Genomic DNA, 19,388 nt, shown 5'->3' on the forward strand with positions numbered 1-19,388 from the left:
CGTTCCTTAGGCTACGGCCAATTCATCGCCATGAATAATGGCTAATACTTTTTCACGCATCGCTATAAATTCGGGGCTAGATTTAACTTGTCTTGCATCTCTGCAATCTAAGAATTGTTGATTAAAATTTAACTCGAATTGATGTGTTATACGGCCAGGGCGAGGAGACATCACCACTAATCTAGTTGCTAATAACAAGGCTTCATCAACACTATGCGTAATAAAAAACATCATCTTGTTGGTTTTACGCCACACATCTAGTAACAACTCTTGTAATGACTCGCGAGTGAGCGCATCCAGTGCACCTAAAGGCTCATCGAGTAACAACATTTTAGGGTCATTAGTTAACGCACGAGCAATCCCAACACGTTGCTGCATACCACCTGAAAGTTGATAAACCTTATGCTGATGAAAGTCTTCTAAACCAACCAGTTTTAGATATTCCGCAGCACGTTCGCGACGTAATTTTTTATCCACCCCCTGCAGTTTTAAACCAAACTCAGTATTTTCAATCACATTTAACCAAGGTAATAATGCGTGTTTTTGAAACACTACTCCGCGGTCAGCATCTGGCCCAGTCACTTCATCGCCAATCTCTTTGCCACATAACACCCTTGGATAACCTTTTACTTTACTGTTACCTAAGGTTAGATACCCTTTACTTGGAGAAATAAAACCAGCAATAAGATTTAGCAACGTTGTTTTACCACAACCTGATGCTCCTAAAGCAACCACTAAGTCACCTTGCTCCATGGTCAGATTTACATCTGATAAAGCTGTCACCGACTCGCCACCCTCTGAGCCGGGATAGACAACTGAGACTTCGCAAACTTTCAATGTGTTCATTACAACGCTCCTAAATTAATATTCTTAACGTAATTGATGAGTTATAGTTTTGATGCCGCAATTGCGTATTCAGGATTAACAAAGACACTATAATCAGGCATTAAATCGTTAATTTTATTTTCTTTTTTCAAAAATTCTGACGTTGATTTTAAAGATTTGGCAGCACCACCATCGGCACCACAACCCAACCAATTACATGATAATTGTTGCGTGAAAGTAGGGAATTCATAAAGCCCTAATACACTTGCAACTTGGTTAACATCACTGCCAGATATTTTTGCGATTGATTTTGCAATGGGATGAGATGCATCAAAGGTATCTTTGTTGCTACGGTATTCTTGATCAAGATCACCGGCTATTTTCAATACCTTAGCCATAAAATCCGCATTTTCTTTGCCGAATTCTTTATCAACGATCAAGCCATCAAAAGTAGGTTTTCCCCATGAACTTAAGGTTTTAGAGGTAATTAATACATCACCATCTTTTTTGATATTGCCTAATACAGGATCCCAGATAAATGCACCGTCAATATCACCTCGTTGCCATGCTGCGTTGATAGTATTAGGTTGCATATTCGTTAATTTAACGTCTTTATCCGATAAACCAAATTGTTCCAATGCAAACAGAGCATGGAAATGGGTTGTTGATACAAAAGGAACCGCAATACGCTTACCTTTAAGATCTGATGGTGCAGTAATACCACTTCCCTTACGTACCACTAACGCCTCCGCATCGGCGATATTTTCTAAAATCCAAACTAATTCAACTTCGATACCACGACTCACTGCGGCAGCAATTGGGCTAGAACCTGCAGAAGCAAGGTCAATTGAACCTGATGCCATCGCAGTGATTACTTTGGCACCAGAATCAAAACGTTTCCATTTCACCTCATAACCCGTTTCTTTTTCAATTAACTTTTCATTAATCGCATGCTTCCAAGGGTTATTCATACCCATATACCCGATAGTGACATCCTTTGCGCTTACCGTAGATGCAAATAATAGCGCTGCCATGGCTGTCATTAACTTGGTTGGTTTAGATTTTTTCATCTTAAAATTCCTTATTTATCTGATGCTCTGGATGTGACGTAACTTTCGTTATTTAAACTACGCGGTGAAAAAAATAAGATACAGAGCCAGTTTTTTAAATTCATGGTCCACGATTAATCACTTAATTTTATAAGCCCATTTTCATAACAACCATTTTCACAACCTGTAATTATCCACAACAGGAGTAAGGTTAAAACACAGGTTGGCTCAAAAATTGCCTTAACAATGCATTAACAAACCGAAATACTGTTAAGCACATGAAAACTTATAAACAAAATTCGCTCCAACTTTTAACGCAGGTACCCTATGGTTGATTTTTTAATGAATATTGAGCTGCATCAAAACAGCACTTATCAACAACAGATCCGTGAAAAATTAGTCGAGCTAATCGAGCAAGATGCCTTTGGTGACAAGGCCTTACCCTCAGGTAGGAAGATGGCACAACTATTGAAAGTATCCAGAAATACGGTCGTACTTGTGTATGAAAGTTTAGTCGATGAAGGTTTTCTAATTGCGCGTAAACGTAGTGGATTTTTTGTACACCCTGACTTACTTATGGTGCAACGCCTCCCCAATTCGGTGCAAAAAAACCATTTAGCAGAGACACCAAACCTCAATCAACCGAATTGGTCTAAACGCTTACAAAAACACCCTAGCCAGTTATCGACCCTCAATAAAGATGAAAACTGGAGCAAGTATCCCTACCCTTTTATTTATGGCCATATTGACGTCAGTGAGTTTCCGCTTTATCAATGGCGAGAATGTTCACGAATAGCAGAAAGCAAAGGCAAATTACATGAATGGGTTGAAGGTTATATCGATATGGATGATCCACAGTTGGTATCGCAAATTCGCCAACAAATTCTATCAAAACGAGGTATTAGCGCAGATCCCGATGAAATACTAATTACTCTTGGCACACAAAATTCTCTGTTTTTATTAACTAGCTTATTAGCAGACAAGTCAGTGACTTTCGGCGTAGAAAATCCCGGTTATGCAAATTTACGACATGTCATTTCACTATGTGATAGCCCAATGAAGGCGTTGGAAGTTGACCATCAGGGATTAAAAGTAGGTGAACAACTTAATGATTGTGATTATGTCTGTGTGACACCGAGTCACCAATACCCATCGACTGTCACCATGAGTATAGAGCGTCGTAAAGCTTTGCTTGAGCAAGCTTCAAAGGATGACTTTATTGTTATTGAAGATGATTATGAAAGTGAAGTTAACTTTATTGAAAAACCGCTTCCCGCTTTAAAAAGCTATGACCAAGATGGTCGAGTTATTTACACCGGCAGTTTATCCAAGTCGCTAACACCAGGTATACGTATTGGTTATATGGTGGCGGATAGATCATTGATCACCGAGTTACGTACATTACGCACTTTGCATTATCGCCACCCACCGTCTAACAACCAACGTATTACAGCTCTATTTATTAGCCAAGGTTATTACGATAGCCATGTACGCCGTATGCGCCGTACTTATGAAAAAAAATGGTTACAGATGCAACAAGGTATTGAACAGTATTTATTGAATTGTGAAATCCACTCTACACCCGGTAGCTTCTGTTTCTGGATAGGATTACCTAAAACTATCACTAGCCATAAATTACGTGAAGTAGCTGCACAACAAGGTATTTTAATTGAATCAGGCGATACTTTATTTATGCAACAAGACGCCCCAAAAAACTATATAAGGTTAGGTTTTTCCGCCATCAATATTGATAAAATTTTACAGGGATTAGCCATACTAGGCGGCCTGATCGCACAATTAGAACGAAAGGCACTTAACGATAAAACCGCTTGAGTCGTTCTCCCTAATAACAATAAACGCTAATAGCTATTATAGCCGTTGCAATTATTGCTTGAATTTAAGATAGCAACTTATTGAAAGCAACTGATTAAAGTAACTATGAAAATAGCTATGAAAGCAAATGCTTAAAACTGAGGCAAAGTTTAAATCGCTCATAGTCACTGATAGAAAAGCTTAAACGAGCCTCAATAATTGTAACAGATCTTAAATAGCGCCCTCTTGTATACTTTACTTATCGTGCTAACCAACCACCATCTACGGCAATTGTATAACCATGGATATAGTTTGCGGCCTCGGAAGCTAAAAACACGCAAGGCCCTGCAATATCTTCAGGTGTGCCCCAACGCTCAGCAGGAATACGCTCAAGGATCGCAGTATTCCGTGCTTCATCGGCTCTCAATGCCGTCGTATTATTTGTTGCCATATATCCAGGCGCGATAGCATTAACATTAATTGAAAATTTGGCCCACTCATTCGCCATGGCTTTAGTGATACCCATTAATGCACTCTTTGATGCAGTATAAGAAGGGACACGTATACCACCTTGGAAAGAAAGCATCGAAGCAATATTAATGATTTTCCCTCCCTGCTTCTGTGCAATAAACTGCTTGGCAACGGCTTGAGACATAAAAAAAGCAGTCTTAGTATTAACATTCATTACGTCATCCCAGTTTTCTTCTGAGAAATCGAGCGCATCTTCACGGCGAATAATACCGGCGTTATTCACCAAAATATCAATTTTATTAAAGCGCTGTAGTGTTTCTTTAATGATATCCGCAATACCATCTTGTTTAATTAGGTCAGCACGCAGGTCAAGAAACTCATAACCGGCAGCTTCCATTTTTTCCATAGTCTGCACTGGAGCAGAACGATTCACACCAACCACTTTACAACCAGCTTCTGCCAACCCTAGTGCAATAGCCTGCCCTAAGCCAGTATTACAACCAGTCACAATTGCCACTTTATTTTGTAAACTAAATGATTCCAAAATCATAATATCTTCCTTAATTACTTTCACCTGAACAAAGAAATAACCCTAAACAGCCATGCTTCAATATACACAAAAAAACCACAACCAACAAATATTATTGAAACGATGTTTTATAATTAACATCAAATAATAAATAACTTACTTTCTGATAGAAAATATTACTGTTTTTAAATTTTTAAAAAGGACTTTTAAAAATACTGCACTACACTATCCCACACTATATAATGTATAAAATAGTGCTTAATAAGGATAAACAATGGATAAACCAACTCAGCCTGAATCAGTCTCATCCGTATTAAAGGTATTTAGTATTTTACAAGCCCTGGGTGAACAAAAAAATATCGGTGTATCCGAGCTATCACAACGCTTAATGATGTCTAAAGCAACAACTTACCGATTTTTGCAAACTATGAAAACACTCGGTTATGTAACGCAAGAAGAGGAAGCGGATCGATACGCTTTAACCCTAAAACTGTTTGAATTAGGCGCGAAGTCGCTAGAGTACGTAGATTTGATTGGCTTAGCTGATAAAGAGATGCGATTCATTTCAGAGCAAACTAATGAAGCATTACACTTAGGCGCATTAGATGACGATTCAATTATTTATATTCATAAAATTGATTCTAATTACAGCTTAAGAATGCAATCAAGGATCGGTCGCCGTAACCCTCTTTATAGTACCGCTATTGGGAAAGTGTTATTAGCTGAACGTGAACAGGATTTTATTCGTGATACATTATCTCGCGTTACATTTGTTAAGCACACAGAGAAAACATTAGAGAACACGGATCAACTCATTGCTGAATTAACTTTGGTTAAAGAACAACACTATGCACAAGATAACCAAGAGCAAGAATCGGGATTAAGATGCATTGCCGCACCAATATATGACAGATTTGGCACAGTGATAGCTGGTATTTCAATTTCACTACCTACAATACGTTTTGATGAAGATCGCCTCAGCTATTATGTTGGCTTATTACATCAAGCAGGTAAAAATGTGTCATCTCAATTAGGTTTTAAAGATTACCCAAGCCTATGAAAAAACCATTAAAAGCGGTATTGACGTCAGCCTTCATCTATCCAGGATTAGGGCATTTTTTGTTTAAGTACTACGTAACGGGTGCAATTATTATGGCGGGGTTTTCTGTACCGTTATGGTTATTGATTAAAGAAATGTTTACTAAAACAGAGCAAGTAATAATAAACATTCAACGAGGAGAGATCCCCTTAACTATCGACGCGATCAGCGATGCTATTTTAATGAGCTCCGGTGCAAGCATGCAAACTCTTAATATGTACTCTTATGCGCTACTCGCTTTTTGGATTATAGGTATAGTGGATATATATAGAGTATCTTCAAAGAAGTAGTCATTAAGACGATTAGCTACTTCTTAACCAATAAAATATCGCAAGGCAACTTGGTTAATAGCGCGGTTGTGGTGCTGCCGATCCAGAGTTGCTCTAGTTTATTTCTAGTCACCATCCCCATTACTAAGATATTACTATTATTTTTGGCAATATATGCACTTAGTGCGACCTCAGGCACGCCCTCCAATAAAATGCATTTACCAGAAGAGACGCGATATTTCTTAGCAAAATCTGCTAACCCATCTCGATGCATCGCTAATATTTTATGCTTGTATTTCACTAATACTGAGGTCACATAATAACAATGCGCAACAACCCAGCCTGCTTTTAATAGGCGCGACCAACTTTCAGTTAATGCAATAATATTTTCGTCGATAGTACCTGACCTAGCATGCTCATGTAATGGATCAACAGCAGCCACCAATTTAATAGGATCATTCCAGGCTTTATGGTTGAGCAATAGCACAGGACAATCGATATCTGTTAACTTTTGAAAGATTGAATGTCGTTTCTCAACCACATTATCTTCAATCACAACGAGGCTATTTGCATTCTGTTTAATGTCAGTATTAAGGACTTTAAGATAATCGGCAGATTGATTAATCACTATCTCTACATTAATCGCATTCATGTCAAAAAATTTAATTAATTTTGCTTTTTTTAACTCTATTTTTGCCATTAATTCATCGAGTAAAGTATCTTTTTCAGTGAATAGATGCCAATAACCACGCCCCTTTAATTGTGTACTTGCATCGATGATTATTTTCAGCGTTGTTTGATGCGGCGGAATAAGATGAACCAGTTTATCTAATGAAGTCGTTTGGTAATAAAAGCGACTATCAATAAACCAAATAAATTGTTCTGTAATCATATATAAATTCACATTAATAGAGAGTTGATCGAGTATATACCTGTTATCAATCAAGATGCAAAAGCCAACAAGTCGTGAGTTAAACAGGTTCTAAATCAAGATGACTTGAGTATTACCATTGCACATTAACAGAATACAAAACTATACAATAAAGGTTAAAACAATATCGCCAAAGCCCCAGGTCAATGTGCCTAAAATAAGTAAAATACCTTCACTTATCCCCGCATTAAATTTAATTGAATGCATCGACTCTTTGATTAGTATGAGATATTTTTCTTCTATATCATCTAGCTCTTCTTGCACATAGTCTGGCGTTGCCTTTAATAATCTTAATTTACGTTTTTTTTGTAATATTTCGAGGCGTTTTCGTATTGATAGCCGGCTCATTAAGACCCTTTCTTCGATAATGCCAGAAAAACCAGAAATAATACCCAATACCACTACCACACTGCCTGACCGAGAAAACCACTCAGTATCAAGTAACTGGATCAAGGAAAAGTAATACCCTAAACCCAGTATGAGTAGAGTTAGAACAAATAAAACAACGTGATGACGTATTGAAATGGGTAATGTCGTCAACAAGCCTAGAGCCACCGTTTTTTCTTAAATAAAATAACTAAACTTAATGAAATAAAGCCCATAAAGCTGAGCAAATAATAATAACCGTGGGTTACTTTTAACTCAGGAATATATTCAAAATTCATACCATATAATCCCGCTAAAAAACCTAACGGAATAAAGATAGCGGTGATCACCGTTAATACTCGCATGGTGGCATTTAGCTGGTGAGATGTAACGGATAAATAACCATTGATCAGATCGCTACAAATATCATAATGCATTTGCGACAAACTCAATAAGCGCTCAATACGCTCGTGAACATCGGTTACCGTATGTAGTTCAGCTTGGTTGATGATAGGCGTTTCATCCGTCACTAATATTTTCAGCTCACTACCGATATTGCTATGATAATTAAACGTCCGCTTAAGCTTAGTCAAACGAGAACGATACAGAGTAATTTCCTGCATCATTTTATCATCGCCTCCCATCTGAAACTTATCTTCTAAGGATTCTAGTTTTTCTTCAAATTCAAATAGTTTTTGAAGGTAGATACCACAACTATAATGGAAGATCCTGAGCGCTAAAGTGATCGGGCTTTTTGATAGATACTTTTCCCCTTCAACACCGAATAGTTTATCAATAGAGATAGATTTTTTAGCATGCGAAGTGATCACAATATTAGTGCCTACAAACATACCAATTTGTAAGTGCTCAAAGACTAAATCATCACCGGGATGAAAAATACCGCGATAAAGCATAAATATATATTGATCAAACAATTCAATTTTTGGTGGATGGCGATCACGTTGTACGTCTTTAATCGCTAAAGAATGGCACCCTAATTGTTTCATGAATAAGCGCTCTTTCTCTTGATCATGGGAATCAAAATCAATCCATAAAGAATCATTTTGATTCTGCTTCCAAATCTCAACTAAGGACTCATCGCCATAAATGAATGACTTATCTTCTTTTAACAACATACATCTGATCATAATTATTCTCTTTTTATGACTTAAACGATTTTTAATCTTGTTTGTAACTATCTATACCCATGCCACCTCAAGATGCTTTGTCAGGCGAAACCTCGGATAGCAGAGCAAGGCGCAACATGAGGCCTTTCGAGAGATTAACTTCGTTAATCCTCTATCGGCAGGTGTAAATGCAAGCATTTAGCACCTTCAATGGTTATTCCCTTTTTGATTGTTGCAACGCAGGGCTGATGTTCGAGGTTGCGCCCCGTAGGGCAAGGCAACTTGTACCCATCTGCGTTGTTATAAAATCTCTATGTAGAATAACTATACTTCAATTTTATGCCTAACATCTCGGTACAATTTGCCTTGCTGACTTTGCATCTTGAGGTAGCATGGGTATATGTATAGTGAGCTAGGTTGGGCTTCGTGTCATCTTTTTATTGTTTATCAATAATAAATTCCTTTGTTTAGGTAAAGGTTATAAACTTTATTTTAACTTTTATAAATTTATTCGGTGAAGTATGTCCTTAGAAATTATCACCTGGGTTGCCATTGCATTATGCATCTCACAATCAGCTATTTTTTCAGGGTTGAATATTGCCTTATTTTCATTAAGCCGATTACAGCTCGAAGTTGAATCAACAAAAGGCAATAAAGAAGCTAAAAAAGTATTAGGATTACGTAATGACTCGAACTTTTTATTAACCACGATCCTGTGGGGTAATGTTGGAATCAATGTATTATTAACCTTATTATCTGATTCTGCCTTAGCAGGAATAAGTGCTTTTCTATTTTCAACGATCGCTATCACCATCATTGGTGAGATCACGCCACAAGCTTATTTCTCAAGAAATGCTCTGAAAATGGGCGCTTTATTAGCGCCGGTGATCAAGTTTTATCAGATTTTATTTTACCCCGTCGCTAAACCTACTGCGTTAATTTTAGACGCTTGGTTGGGTAAAGAAGGTATCACCTATTTAGCTGAGAGTGAGTTAAGTAGCATTATCCGTAAACATATTGAAGCAGAAGAAACAGATATTAACCATGTAGAAGGTATCGGTGCGTTAAACTTTTTTAAATTGGACAAAATTTCAGTTATTGAAGAAGGTGAAGTGATCGATCCTGACTCTATTATTGCCTTGCCAACCAAGTTAGATTTACCGATTATTCCAGAGATTACGTCTGCACCGAATAATGAATTTTTAAGATTAATGAATAAATCAGGTCATCGTTGGATAGTATTAACTAACCCACAGGGAGATCCTCTGGTGGTGGTCGATTCAGATAGCTTCTTACGTGATGTATTTTTTGAAACAGAAAACTTTGCCCCTTATAAACATTGTCATCGTCCAACCATCATTAACGATGAATCAACGATGTTAAACGATGCCATTATTAAAATGAAAATGAGCGAGTCCGTGGATAAATCTTTTGATGGCGCAATCGAACGAGACGTGTTGCTTATTTGGGGTGAAAACAAGCGCATTATTACTGGCGCAGATATATTTGGTTTGTTGTTAAAAGGCATACAACCACCAGAACTGCAAATTAAAACATCGACTTCGGTCAAAAGTTAAATTAACACTAAAGCCAAGTTCGTATTAATGCGACTCTACCGATAACAATCATTTGCCGGCTGAAAAACGATAAAGCTTACGAAACTATACCCGCGTTTGAAACTACACCCGCGTTTAAAGGCGACTAAAGGAACTTTTATGAACTTAACACAAATCAACGACATCTTATCGTATAAGATCCTAACCGTAGCCGATCACGCTATTACCCTAGGCAGTATTTTGTTGATACCTTCTGTATTAATTATGGGGATAATATTAACACGCTGGATAGCAAAATTGATCACTAAACGTTTAGTCTCAAAGAAAACGGATCCTAATATTATCCATTTGCTGCTACGTATGTTCTACGTGATTGCAATGGCAATCTTACTAATAACAACACTAGATTTAATTAACGTGCCAATCACCGCATTTGCTTTTTTATCCGGTGCGATTGCGATTGGCTTTGGTTTTGGTGCACAAAATATTATTAATAACTTCATTAGTGGCTGGATATTAATGTGGGAACGCCCAATACGTATTGGTGATTTTTTAGAAGTTGAAGATGCGAAAGGAGTCGTTGAAGAAATCAACACTCGCTCTACACGAATACGTCGAGTAGATGGCGTACACCTGCTTATTCCAAATAGTAAATTATTGGAAAATACCGTTGTTAACTGGACCTTAATTGACACCTTGGTTAGAACATCCGTTACAGTAGGCGTCGCTTATGGGTCACCAGCAAGAAAAGTAGCGGATCTGATCATGCAAGCCACTAAGGAACAACAAAAAATCGTGATGTCACCAGCGCCTGTTGTTACCTTTGAAGACTTCGGTGATAACGCTCTCATGTTTGAAGTTACCTTTTGGTTAGATTCAACCGCAGAAGGCGGTTTAAGGGTGATGCGAAGTAATATTCGTTTTCGATTAGAAGAGTTATTTGAAGAGCATAATATTATCGTAGCTTATCCACAAAGAGACCTTCATATTGACGGCTCATTAACTCTTAATAGAGAGAGAGTTTCCATTAAAAAATAATAGGTACTGTTTACATTTTTTAATAATGTTCGGGCCATTAATCGCATCGTTGTGATTAATGGCCGACACTCAGCAATAAATACTGCCTAAATAGCGATGACAAATAGCGATATATTAAACGTTTAACCACCACTAACGAGTAAGTAGTGGTAGTAATAAAATAGGTTATTGTTAAACTTCAGCAAATAAAAAAATACACCAGATTTAAGCGAGCACCCGTAATTATGTTTGAAAAACTCTTTTCAATTGATTTCACCAGCAACTCTTTTTTTCAAGCACTAATCAACAGCAATAGTGTATTAACTATCCTGCTCATTTTAGTATTAATGGGCAGTAAAGTTTATATCTTGAAATTACTGCAGCAAAAAGGGAAATCTAATAAGCGCTTAAAAATGAATATTGTAAATAATGCTATTACGATACTTATTTTTATTGGCATCTTTAATATTTGGGCCGCTGAATTTCATGAATTTGCTATTTCAATTGCCGCTTTTGTGGTTGCTATTGTGATTGCGACGAGGGAGTTTATTCAATGCTTTATTGGCTTTTTATATATTGTATCAAGCCGACCTTTTCGTATCGGAGACTGGATACAAGTAGGCGATAGTTATGGTGAAGTGCATTCCATTGACTGGGCTAAATTAACCTTATTGGAGGTCAACATTGATGCCTATGAGTACACAGGGAAAACCTTGTATGTACCTAATAGCAAATTAATTACCTCATCCATTAAAAACTTAAACTTTCTAAAACGATATGCCATGCATCATTTTACAATCACACGAGATGGCAGTGTTAATCCCTTTGTTTTTTTAGAAGAACTATATGAAAAAGCACATAGTTACTGCGCAGATTTTAACGATGTAGCAATACGTTACAACCAACTAATTGAAAATCGTTTAGATGTTCACATCGCAGGCCCTGAGCCACATATTCAAGTGGCCACTTCAGAGATTGGAGATACACAATTATTATTTACTATTTTCTGCCCCACTGACCGTGCGCTAGAAATTGAACAGAGCTTGACCGCAGACTTTATGAAATTGTGGTTTGAGCAACAACAATTAATGCAAAATAATAAATAACTAGGCAAAGTTAAAATCAAATAAACGATTGAATAAAAAGCTAAATAACCCCGTTTTTCTAGCGGCATAAAATTCATCGCACAAATAAAAAAAGGAGGGTTTATGGTAGTAGAACTATTACCCGATTACATTGAAAAAATTAATAATAGCTTTGAATCAGAACAGGATATTAGCGTATTAGTTGCAGAAATTGAGCAACAGCTATCCGATGAACAAATTGCGGTTTTATTAGAGTCATTCCCAGTTAAACTCAGGATCAGCTTATGGAAAACATTAGCTGAAGAAACACAGCAAAATGTGTTTATCGTGATGAAGCATGAATCTAGGGAGTTACTACTTGGTACTCTGGAGGATGAAGACTGCTTTCCCCTATTAACTAAGCTGGACGCGGTAGATCTTTTAGAGTTATCTGAAAGTCTAAATGATCGTTTTGTTGATTATGCTGTCACTAACATGACTGCAAAGCAACGTAGTTTATATAAAAAGTCCTGTGATTATTCACTTGATGAAGTAGGTCATTGGCAAAACTTTACTGAAGTTCAAATACCACAACAGTTGAAGCTATCGACGGTAAAAAAAGTATGTAGTAAGAACTTACCTTCTTTTACTGATGTTATTTATATCGTCGATAAGAACGCAGCATTAGTTGGTGAGATTGCATTAAATGCGGTCTTTAAAGCGAATACTGATGAAGAGTTTCACGCTTTAATTAATACAGATGTGGAGTTTGTTAGCAGTAATGATGACATTGCTGATGCATCTGAAATGTTGATTGACTCAGATAAGTCTGCATTACCGGTTATTGATGAGAACCGTTGTTTAACTGGACGTTTAGATTTACCTACTGCGTATCGTTATAAAGAACAAATTATCGAAGCACAATTAATTCAATCTGCCGGTTTAGTGGAAGAGGAAGATTTATTCGGTAATGTTTGGCAAAGCTCAAAAAACCGCGCGGTATGGTTAGGTATTAACTTAGTAACGGCTTTCTTAGCCTCTTGGTTTATTGGTTTATTTGAAGCCACCATTCAACAAGTAGTTGCTTTGGCGGTATTAATGCCAGTGGTTGCCTCAATGGGTGGGATATCAGGTAGCCAAACGATTACCTTAATCATACGAGGTTTAGCGCTTGGACAAATTAACGATGCCAATAAAAAAGATATCATCACTAAAGAACTTAAAGTGGGTGCTATTAACGGAGTGTTATGGGCGATTGTGATTGGTGCTATCACCTTTGTTTGGTTTGATAACCCACTGCTTTCATTGACTATCTTTATTTCTATCTTAGGTAATATTTTAATCGCCTCTTTATCTGGTGTTTGGGTACCTTGGATATTAAGTAAATTTAATATTGATCCCGCTTTATCAGGCTCAGTGGTATTAACCACTGTGACCGATATTTTTGGATTTATTGTATTCCTAGGACTTGGTAGTTTGTTGCTACTATAGTTGAAGACTAAACATATCTCTTCCAGAGGCATTAATTAATGACAGCCGTTAATGCCTCGGGTTCTTTACCTACCTCTTCATCAAAACCTTAACCAAACTCTTTATTACTGGATTATTTATTACCCATCAAACTATTTATAACTAGCCACTGTTGCGGAAACTTTCTCTCGATACTCGCAACACATCAGCACAATAAGTAATCTTAACGTACAGGCTTACTGTCTAATATTAGGGAATAATTTTAAGGCTTGTTCAATTGTTTCTCTTTTTTGATTATTAGCTAAATAATTAGCATAAATATCACGGCTGAATACAGGTGCGTTTTCTACTAAAAAGAGTTGGTTATCAGATAAATACTTAAACGTTATTTGACGCGGTAAGTAAGCAGCTCCACCAACTTCTAAAATAAAATTCAATGCGATCTTAGGTTGGCTCATAAAGTGCTTTGCTTCTGGAGCGTCTTGAAACTCACGTAAGTATTGGGCCGTAATAGACTCACCATAATCCACCATAATAAAATCATTCAATGGCGTTGCATTACGCGCATGCTCAGGGTCTGTCGTTACTAAATGTAAGGGGACAGTCGCCACTTTTTCGGAGATAATTTCACCTACAAAAGTAGGCTCAAACAGGAAACCGATATCGATAATACGATTTAATAAACTTTTGCGTAATTCCGGTGCGCTATAGGTGCTGGTTAACAAGCTAACATCTTCAATATTAAGATGGATTTTTTGCAGCCAATTTTGCAAAACTATATCCCATATTGTACTTTTTGCACCGACCACTAACTGCATTGAGTGTTGTGCGGTGATCCCTACATCTTGCTTGGTCTTTTGCCACATAAAAATTAGCTCGTTGGCATGTTTGATTAAACGATGCCCCTCCGGTGTTAATTTTAAATGCTTTTTACTGCGGTCAAAGAGTAAAACACCCAAGTCATCTTCCAATAACTTAATGCGCGCACTCACTGCAGATTGAGTAATAAACAAGTTTTCTGATGCAATACGAAAATGTAAAGAGCGACTCACTTCTAGAAATGTTTTTAATAACTCTATTTTCATACACTTACCCACTAATCAAAAATTTTAATCAAAGACCCGAAAACAATTAATTTTATTATATAGCGTTTTGTTTATACACTCTACGAACTTAATCTGAGTTCGAATTTAAAGCCACTTTTTAACAGTAAGTTTGTTGGTTTGCATGTGTAACCCAACCCTGTTTAAACAATGCTAAGACTCAGTATCAACATGCTAACCATCTAACGTATTAATGGTATTAAATACAGGAATAACACTTATGAAAATTGCAATTTTATCTAGAAACCCAAAATTATATTCTACTCGTCGCTTAAAAGAAGCTGGCGAAGCGCAAGGCCATGAAGTGGATATTATCGATACATTACATTGTTATATGGATATCACCAGTAGCCGCCCTACTGTTCGTTATCACGGTAAAGAACTACCACATTACGATGCGATTATTCCGCGTATTGGTGCATCTGTTACATTTTACGGTACTGCTGTTGCACGCCAATTTGAAATGATGGGCACTTATAATGTCAATGAATCTGTAGCAATAAGCCGCTCACGTGACAAATTGCGTTCAATGCAATTATTGTCTAGAAAAGGCATCGGTATGCCACGTACTGGGTTTGCTAATAAACCAGATAACATTAAAGATTTAATCAAGAATGTTGGTGGTGCACCTGTAGTAATTAAGCTACTTGAAGGTACACAGGGGATCGGTGTGGTATTGGCTGATACAGCTAAAGCAGCTGAAAGTATCATCGAAGCATTCATGGGCCTTCAAGCGAATATTTTAGTACAAGAGTTCATCAAAGAAGCTGGTGGTGCTGATATTCGTTGTTTAGTGATTGGCGGAAAAGTTGTTGCGGCAATGAAACGTCAAGGTGCAGAGGGCGAGTTCCGCTCTAACTTACACCGAGGTGGTTCTGCTGTGGTAGTTAAACTAACCAAAGAAGAACGTGAGACAGCGATTAATGCGGCAAAAATTATGGGGTTAAATTTCTGTGGTGTTGACTTATTACGCGCAGAAAGTGGCCCAATGGTAATGGAAGTAAACTCATCTCCAGGTTTAGAAGGTATCGAGAAAGCGACTGGGAAAAACATTGCAGGGATGGTCTTTGACTTTATTGAAAAGAAACCGAAAGCTGTGACCAATAAAACTCGTGGTAAAGGATAGAGCATGAAAAAATTACGCATAGGTGACTTTGATATTTTACCTGGTACACAGTGTAAAATTGAACTGCCGGTAGCAAAGTTGTATACCGATGCCGATGTTTCATTACCCGTACAAATTATTCGTGGCGCAAAAGATGGCCCAACTATTTTTATTAGTGCAGCTGTACATGGCGATGAGTTAAATGGTATTGAAATTATTAGGCGTTTAATCAACAAACCTAATTTCAAAATTATTCGCGGTACCGTGATCGCGGTACCTATGGTTAATGTTTATGGCGTAGTAAATCAAAGTCGCTATATGCCCGATAGACGTGATTTAAATCGTTGCTTCCCAGGATCTCCAAAGGGATCCTTAGCGGCGCGTGTTGCACATATATTCTTAACACAGATTGTAAAACACTGTGACTATGGCATTGATTTGCATACGGGAGCGATTCATCGCTCCAACTTACCGCAAATCCGTGGTGATATGACCGACCCAGAAACCAAAGAATTGGCACAAGTTTTTGCTGTACCGGTTATTTTACACTCTAATGTACTAGATGGTTCTTTACGTGAGTCTGCCGTCGAAAATGGCACCAAAGTACTATTATATGAAGCAGGTGAAGCATTGCGCTTTGATGATTTCTCTATTCATGCGGGTATCAAAGGAATAGAAAATGTATTACGCCATCTTAAGATGATGCGTAAAACAACCTCTAAACGTAAATTAAATGAACCCTATATTGCTAATAGCAGTGGTTGGTTACGTGCTAACGCTAGTGGAGTTGTAAAGCACTTAGTAGAACTAGGCGATCGCGTAACTGCAGGTGACAAACTAGCTGAAATTGGTAGCCCTTACGGTGAAATCTTAGGTGTTGTTAAAGCCACTCGCTCTGGTATTTTGATCGGCCAACAAAATATACCTTTGGTACAAGAAGGTGAAGCAATGTTCCACATTGCGTATTTTAAAGAAGATGATGAAGCGGTGCAGGAACACATTGAATCAGTACAAGATTTTCTGCGTCCTGAAGATGATATGAATACACATAGTGCATTAAGAGCGGAATAAGAGGTCAATAACATGGTATCAAAAGAGAAAACAATTATTGGTCGCTTAGAGTCAATTGCATTACCTGACTTAGGTATTGATGATATGCAGGTAAGGGTCGATACTGGCGCTAAAACATCGTCACTGCATGTAGATAATATTGTTAAATATATGCAAAACGGTAAACCTTGGGTGAAGTTTGATATTCACCCAGATATTCATAACGTAGAAAAATTAATTTCATGTAAAGCAGTGATCAGTGATATTCGTAAAATAAAATCATCGAATGGCACTGCAGAACAACGTTATGTTATTGAAACACCAATGACATTAGGTAAAGAAACTTGGCCAATAGAAATTACCTTAACTGATCGTACTGATATGAACTACCTAATGCTTTTTGGGCGTGAAGCAATTGGTAAACGTTTATTGGTTGACCCTTCTAAGGTATTTTTAGCAACACCAAAAAGCTAATCTCAATATTAAATTAAGTAGGTTTTGTATCAATATTTGATGCAAAGCCTGCTTCCTCCCTAGCCTTTCACTGAAAATGCAAAACTGCTCCTATCAAACGAGTTTGATTACAGCTAATCTTTAACCTTAGCTCGGGATAATAGAAACATCACCTCCATTTCAACCAATAGTTAAACTTTCAGCTCATCCCGTAGTTTGATTGGTTATTTTAAATATAGTTAAAGGGATATTTATGATAGAGCAACGCTTACATATAATTATTATCTGCGAAGATGAGTGTTTTTTTAACTGGATTGCATCGACAATTAAAGTCTCAGATATGATGGTCGATGCAATAAAGCGAGTGAGTATAGATAAACTATCCGAAATACGCCTATTACCCAGTTGCGACCAGTTACTCATTATACAAGAGGCACTTTATTTACAAAACGTCAAAAAAATCAGTAGTAATTACGCTTCGATGGGACATGAATTTCCATTATTGTTGGTGACAGATAGTTATGCTGAAAGTTATGCAGATAGCTATGTAAATAACAGCGATAGCAAGGATGCTTTTACAATTATTGATACTATTGTCAAAGAAAACTTATCTATTTACTCGTTACGGCACGCCACTCGCTCTTTATTAAAAGACTACAAATTAACCAAGCGATTACAGAGACTTGCTCATTATGATGCATTGACAGGTGCAGCTAATCGCTATTTATTTGATGACCGCATGAATGAAACGATCAAAAAATCTAAACGCTATAAAGAATCTTTTTCCTTATTATATTTCGATTTAAATAGTTTTAAAAAGGTCAATGACACCTATGGGCATGAAGTCGGAGACTTATTTCTTAAACATTTTGTAGAACGTCTCAATCAAGTAAAAAGAGAAACAGATACATTAGCAAGGTTAGGCGGTGATGAGTTCTGTATGCTATTACCCAATACCGACGAACAAAATCTAGCGCAATTTATTACTCGAATCATCGACTCTTTTGCAACGCCTTTTTTAGACTTTAATATTAAATTACCAATAAAATCAGCGATTGGAGGAGTCACCATAAAAGATCAAAATGAAAGCATGCTAAGCCCTCAGGAGATAATAAAAATTGCTGACAAATGTGTTTATGAAGCCAAAAAATCAACTGAAACACACTCAGTTTTAAATGTCATCTAATAGTAACGTCAGTAAATATTGAATCTTTTTCTAATCAAAATTCAAATCATACGCTTACTTTAAAAATGAACGTAAGCCCGTTTATAAACGTCCAGTAAGCAGTGTTGTAGACAATAGCGTAAACACTGCTGTAAACAAAAATGTAGCGCTAGTTTCGTTGATATGAGATCACATCACAGTCGATAATTAAGTTGACTATTTTTTACAATTTTGACGAAATTGCTTATGACCTTTTTTAGTTTGTGTTTGAATTTTATTTAAAATCGCTTTGATTTCAGTTTCGTCTTTTGTTGCATTTAATGCGTTAAATAAGCTATTTAACTGCTTTATCTCTGTTACGTACTTTTGCTTTTGATTATGTTGTTCAACATTCATGCCTTGCATATTCGACATAACAGACATGTCCATCTTGGCATGATCCATCTCTTTCATTTTACTTTTGTCTGAATCAGCATGCTGCATTTTAGTGATCATAACTGGCATATATTGGCTAGCTCTGTCACTTAACATTAATAGCTCATTCAAGTGCTTTTGCATTTTTTTAGAGTCATCAGCTTTAAACCCTTTCACATAAGCTTTTAGTTCACTTTTCATGTATTTCATTGTTTCGCCAAGCTCAGTATCTTTGCTTTCACAATGTTCGGCATGTGCAAAGGCTTGGCTCATTGGTAATGAGAATAATAATGCACCAGCCAATACGAACGTTAGTTTTGTTTTTTTGATTATTATTTTTTTAATTATCTGAATCCAAGTCATTTTTTATAGCCATCGTTGTTATTTATAAAGTTGTTATTTATAAAGAAGGTAACCCCATGCAAGCCAAATGTTTTGGTTTACCTTATTCTCAATTAAAGCAATAAAATAAACAGGCAAACAAAAGACTCACAATAGAGTCATTTTTTATTT

General features: G+C 36.9%; 19 protein-coding genes. 11 read left to right on the forward strand and 8 right to left on the reverse strand.

The window, feature by feature from the left end; all coding sequences use genetic code 11:
- Nucleotides 1-6: 6 nt before the first annotated feature.
- A complete protein-coding gene (locus GQR44_RS00780; RefSeq protein WP_166368250.1) occupies nt 7-846 on the reverse strand; it encodes a taurine ABC transporter ATP-binding protein in 840 nt (279 codons plus the stop codon).
- A gap of 41 nt (nt 847-887) precedes the next feature.
- Entirely contained in the window at nt 888-1,895 is a 1,008-nt protein-coding gene (gene tauA / locus GQR44_RS00785) for a taurine ABC transporter substrate-binding protein (protein ID WP_166368252.1), read from the reverse strand.
- A gap of 306 nt (nt 1,896-2,201) precedes the next feature.
- Here tauA and GQR44_RS00790 point away from each other — a divergent pair, with 306 nt between their 5' ends.
- Nucleotides 2,202-3,707, forward strand: coding sequence for a PLP-dependent aminotransferase family protein (locus tag GQR44_RS00790; protein ID WP_166368254.1), 1,506 nt, complete (start codon nt 2,202-2,204; stop codon nt 3,705-3,707).
- Between the two features lie 238 nt (nt 3,708-3,945).
- On the opposite strand, the gene kduD is transcribed toward GQR44_RS00790, so the two are convergent.
- Entirely contained in the window at nt 3,946-4,707 is a 762-nt protein-coding gene (gene kduD, locus GQR44_RS00795) for a 2-dehydro-3-deoxy-D-gluconate 5-dehydrogenase KduD (RefSeq protein WP_166368256.1), read from the reverse strand.
- Between the two features lie 253 nt (nt 4,708-4,960).
- Between kduD and kdgR the strand changes: the two genes are divergently transcribed.
- Nucleotides 4,961-5,746 carry a DNA-binding transcriptional regulator KdgR gene (gene kdgR / locus GQR44_RS00800; protein WP_166368258.1) on the forward strand — a complete coding sequence of 262 codons (786 nt, stop codon included), beginning with the start codon at nt 4,961-4,963 and terminating at the stop codon, nt 5,744-5,746.
- Nucleotides 5,743-6,075: a hypothetical protein gene (locus tag GQR44_RS00805; protein WP_166368260.1), complete on the forward strand. Its 333-nt coding sequence runs from the start codon at nt 5,743-5,745 to the stop codon at nt 6,073-6,075. The genes kdgR and GQR44_RS00805 overlap by 4 nt, the downstream gene beginning before the upstream one ends.
- Before the next feature lie 16 nt (nt 6,076-6,091).
- On the opposite strand, the gene GQR44_RS00810 is transcribed toward GQR44_RS00805, so the two are convergent.
- The 3 genes from GQR44_RS00810 to GQR44_RS00820 all read right to left on the reverse strand — a co-directional run bounded on the left by GQR44_RS00810 (nt 6,092) and on the right by GQR44_RS00820 (nt 8,499).
- Nucleotides 6,092-6,946 carry a universal stress protein gene (locus GQR44_RS00810; RefSeq protein ID WP_166368262.1) on the reverse strand — a complete coding sequence of 285 codons (855 nt, stop codon included), beginning with the start codon at nt 6,944-6,946 and terminating at the stop codon, nt 6,092-6,094.
- A 141-nt stretch (nt 6,947-7,087) separates the two neighbouring features.
- On the reverse strand, nt 7,088-7,438 hold the full coding sequence (locus GQR44_RS00815; RefSeq protein ID WP_166368264.1) for a hypothetical protein: 351 nt from the start codon (nt 7,436-7,438) through the stop codon (nt 7,088-7,090).
- A 92-nt stretch (nt 7,439-7,530) separates the two neighbouring features.
- Nucleotides 7,531-8,499, reverse strand: coding sequence for a magnesium transporter CorA family protein (locus GQR44_RS00820; RefSeq protein WP_166368266.1), 969 nt, complete (start codon nt 8,497-8,499; stop codon nt 7,531-7,533).
- A 500-nt stretch (nt 8,500-8,999) separates the two neighbouring features.
- On the opposite strand from GQR44_RS00820, the gene GQR44_RS00825 reads away from it, so the two are divergent.
- From GQR44_RS00825 to GQR44_RS00840, 4 genes are all read left to right on the forward strand, one after another.
- Nucleotides 9,000-10,055: a CNNM domain-containing protein gene (locus GQR44_RS00825; RefSeq protein ID WP_166368268.1), complete on the forward strand. Its 1,056-nt coding sequence runs from the start codon at nt 9,000-9,002 to the stop codon at nt 10,053-10,055.
- Between the two features lie 138 nt (nt 10,056-10,193).
- Nucleotides 10,194-11,072: a mechanosensitive ion channel domain-containing protein gene (locus GQR44_RS00830; RefSeq protein WP_166368270.1), complete on the forward strand. Its 879-nt coding sequence runs from the start codon at nt 10,194-10,196 to the stop codon at nt 11,070-11,072.
- 224 nt (nt 11,073-11,296) lie between these two features.
- Nucleotides 11,297-12,157 carry a mechanosensitive ion channel domain-containing protein gene (locus GQR44_RS00835; RefSeq protein WP_166368272.1) on the forward strand — a complete coding sequence of 287 codons (861 nt, stop codon included), beginning with the start codon at nt 11,297-11,299 and terminating at the stop codon, nt 12,155-12,157.
- A gap of 102 nt (nt 12,158-12,259) precedes the next feature.
- Nucleotides 12,260-13,606 carry a magnesium transporter gene (locus GQR44_RS00840; RefSeq protein WP_166368274.1) on the forward strand — a complete coding sequence of 449 codons (1,347 nt, stop codon included), beginning with the start codon at nt 12,260-12,262 and terminating at the stop codon, nt 13,604-13,606.
- A 215-nt stretch (nt 13,607-13,821) separates the two neighbouring features.
- Here GQR44_RS00840 and GQR44_RS00845 read toward each other — a convergent pair whose 3' ends face one another.
- Nucleotides 13,822-14,670, reverse strand: a complete 849-nt coding sequence (locus GQR44_RS00845) for a LysR family transcriptional regulator (RefSeq protein ID WP_166368276.1) — start codon at nt 14,668-14,670, stop codon at nt 13,822-13,824.
- Nucleotides 14,671-14,908: 238 nt separating this feature from the next.
- On the opposite strand from GQR44_RS00845, the gene rimK reads away from it, so the two are divergent.
- The 4 genes from rimK (at nt 14,909) to GQR44_RS00865 (ending at nt 18,482) form a co-directional block, all read left to right on the forward strand.
- Entirely contained in the window at nt 14,909-15,814 is a 906-nt protein-coding gene (rimK, locus tag GQR44_RS00850; protein ID WP_166368278.1) for a 30S ribosomal protein S6--L-glutamate ligase, read from the forward strand.
- A 3-nt stretch (nt 15,815-15,817) separates the two neighbouring features.
- Nucleotides 15,818-16,864 carry a succinylglutamate desuccinylase/aspartoacylase family protein gene (locus tag GQR44_RS00855; RefSeq protein WP_166368280.1) on the forward strand — a complete coding sequence of 349 codons (1,047 nt, stop codon included), beginning with the start codon at nt 15,818-15,820 and terminating at the stop codon, nt 16,862-16,864.
- 12 nt (nt 16,865-16,876) lie between these two features.
- Nucleotides 16,877-17,317, forward strand: a complete 441-nt coding sequence (locus GQR44_RS00860; protein ID WP_166368282.1) for an ATP-dependent zinc protease — start codon at nt 16,877-16,879, stop codon at nt 17,315-17,317.
- A 232-nt stretch (nt 17,318-17,549) separates the two neighbouring features.
- A complete protein-coding gene (locus GQR44_RS00865) occupies nt 17,550-18,482 on the forward strand; it encodes a GGDEF domain-containing protein (protein WP_166368284.1) in 933 nt (310 codons plus the stop codon).
- Between the two features lie 195 nt (nt 18,483-18,677).
- Here the strand turns inward: GQR44_RS00865 and GQR44_RS00870 are convergent, their stop codons facing one another.
- Entirely contained in the window at nt 18,678-19,238 is a 561-nt protein-coding gene (locus tag GQR44_RS00870) for a hypothetical protein (RefSeq protein WP_166368286.1), read from the reverse strand.
- Nucleotides 19,239-19,388 lie beyond the last annotated feature (150 nt).

Origin of the sequence: Psychromonas sp. SA13A, from assembly GCF_011378715.1 — a bacterium.
Lineage (GTDB): Bacteria > Pseudomonadota > Gammaproteobacteria > Enterobacterales > Psychromonadaceae > Psychromonas.

Bases quoted from the DNA above. Each gene is read 5' to 3' on its own strand.
- GQR44_RS00865 (WP_166368284.1), top strand. From the start codon at position 17,550: ATGATAGAGCAACGCTTACATATAATTATTATCTGCGAAGATGAGTGT.
- GQR44_RS00805 (WP_166368260.1), top strand. From the start codon at position 5,743: ATGAAAAAACCATTAAAAGCGGTATTGACGTCAGCCTTCATCTATCCA.
- kduD (WP_166368256.1), bottom strand. From the start codon at position 4,707: ATGATTTTGGAATCATTTAGTTTACAAAATAAAGTGGCAATTGTGACT.
- GQR44_RS00830 (WP_166368270.1), top strand. From the start codon at position 10,194: ATGAACTTAACACAAATCAACGACATCTTATCGTATAAGATCCTAACC.
- GQR44_RS00825 (WP_166368268.1), top strand. From the start codon at position 9,000: ATGTCCTTAGAAATTATCACCTGGGTTGCCATTGCATTATGCATCTCA.
- GQR44_RS00840 (WP_166368274.1), top strand. From the start codon at position 12,260: ATGGTAGTAGAACTATTACCCGATTACATTGAAAAAATTAATAATAGC.
- GQR44_RS00790 (WP_166368254.1), top strand. From the start codon at position 2,202: ATGGTTGATTTTTTAATGAATATTGAGCTGCATCAAAACAGCACTTAT.
- GQR44_RS00820 (WP_166368266.1), bottom strand. From the start codon at position 8,499: ATGATCAGATGTATGTTGTTAAAAGAAGATAAGTCATTCATTTATGGC.
- rimK (WP_166368278.1), top strand. From the start codon at position 14,909: ATGAAAATTGCAATTTTATCTAGAAACCCAAAATTATATTCTACTCGT.
- kdgR (WP_166368258.1), top strand. From the start codon at position 4,961: ATGGATAAACCAACTCAGCCTGAATCAGTCTCATCCGTATTAAAGGTA.
- GQR44_RS00855 (WP_166368280.1), top strand. From the start codon at position 15,818: ATGAAAAAATTACGCATAGGTGACTTTGATATTTTACCTGGTACACAG.
- GQR44_RS00835 (WP_166368272.1), top strand. From the start codon at position 11,297: ATGTTTGAAAAACTCTTTTCAATTGATTTCACCAGCAACTCTTTTTTT.
- GQR44_RS00810 (WP_166368262.1), bottom strand. From the start codon at position 6,946: ATGATTACAGAACAATTTATTTGGTTTATTGATAGTCGCTTTTATTAC.
- tauA (WP_166368252.1), bottom strand. From the start codon at position 1,895: ATGAAAAAATCTAAACCAACCAAGTTAATGACAGCCATGGCAGCGCTA.
- GQR44_RS00870 (WP_166368286.1), bottom strand. From the start codon at position 19,238: ATGACTTGGATTCAGATAATTAAAAAAATAATAATCAAAAAAACAAAA.
- GQR44_RS00845 (WP_166368276.1), bottom strand. From the start codon at position 14,670: ATGAAAATAGAGTTATTAAAAACATTTCTAGAAGTGAGTCGCTCTTTA.
- GQR44_RS00860 (WP_166368282.1), top strand. From the start codon at position 16,877: ATGGTATCAAAAGAGAAAACAATTATTGGTCGCTTAGAGTCAATTGCA.
- GQR44_RS00780 (WP_166368250.1), bottom strand. From the start codon at position 846: ATGAACACATTGAAAGTTTGCGAAGTCTCAGTTGTCTATCCCGGCTCA.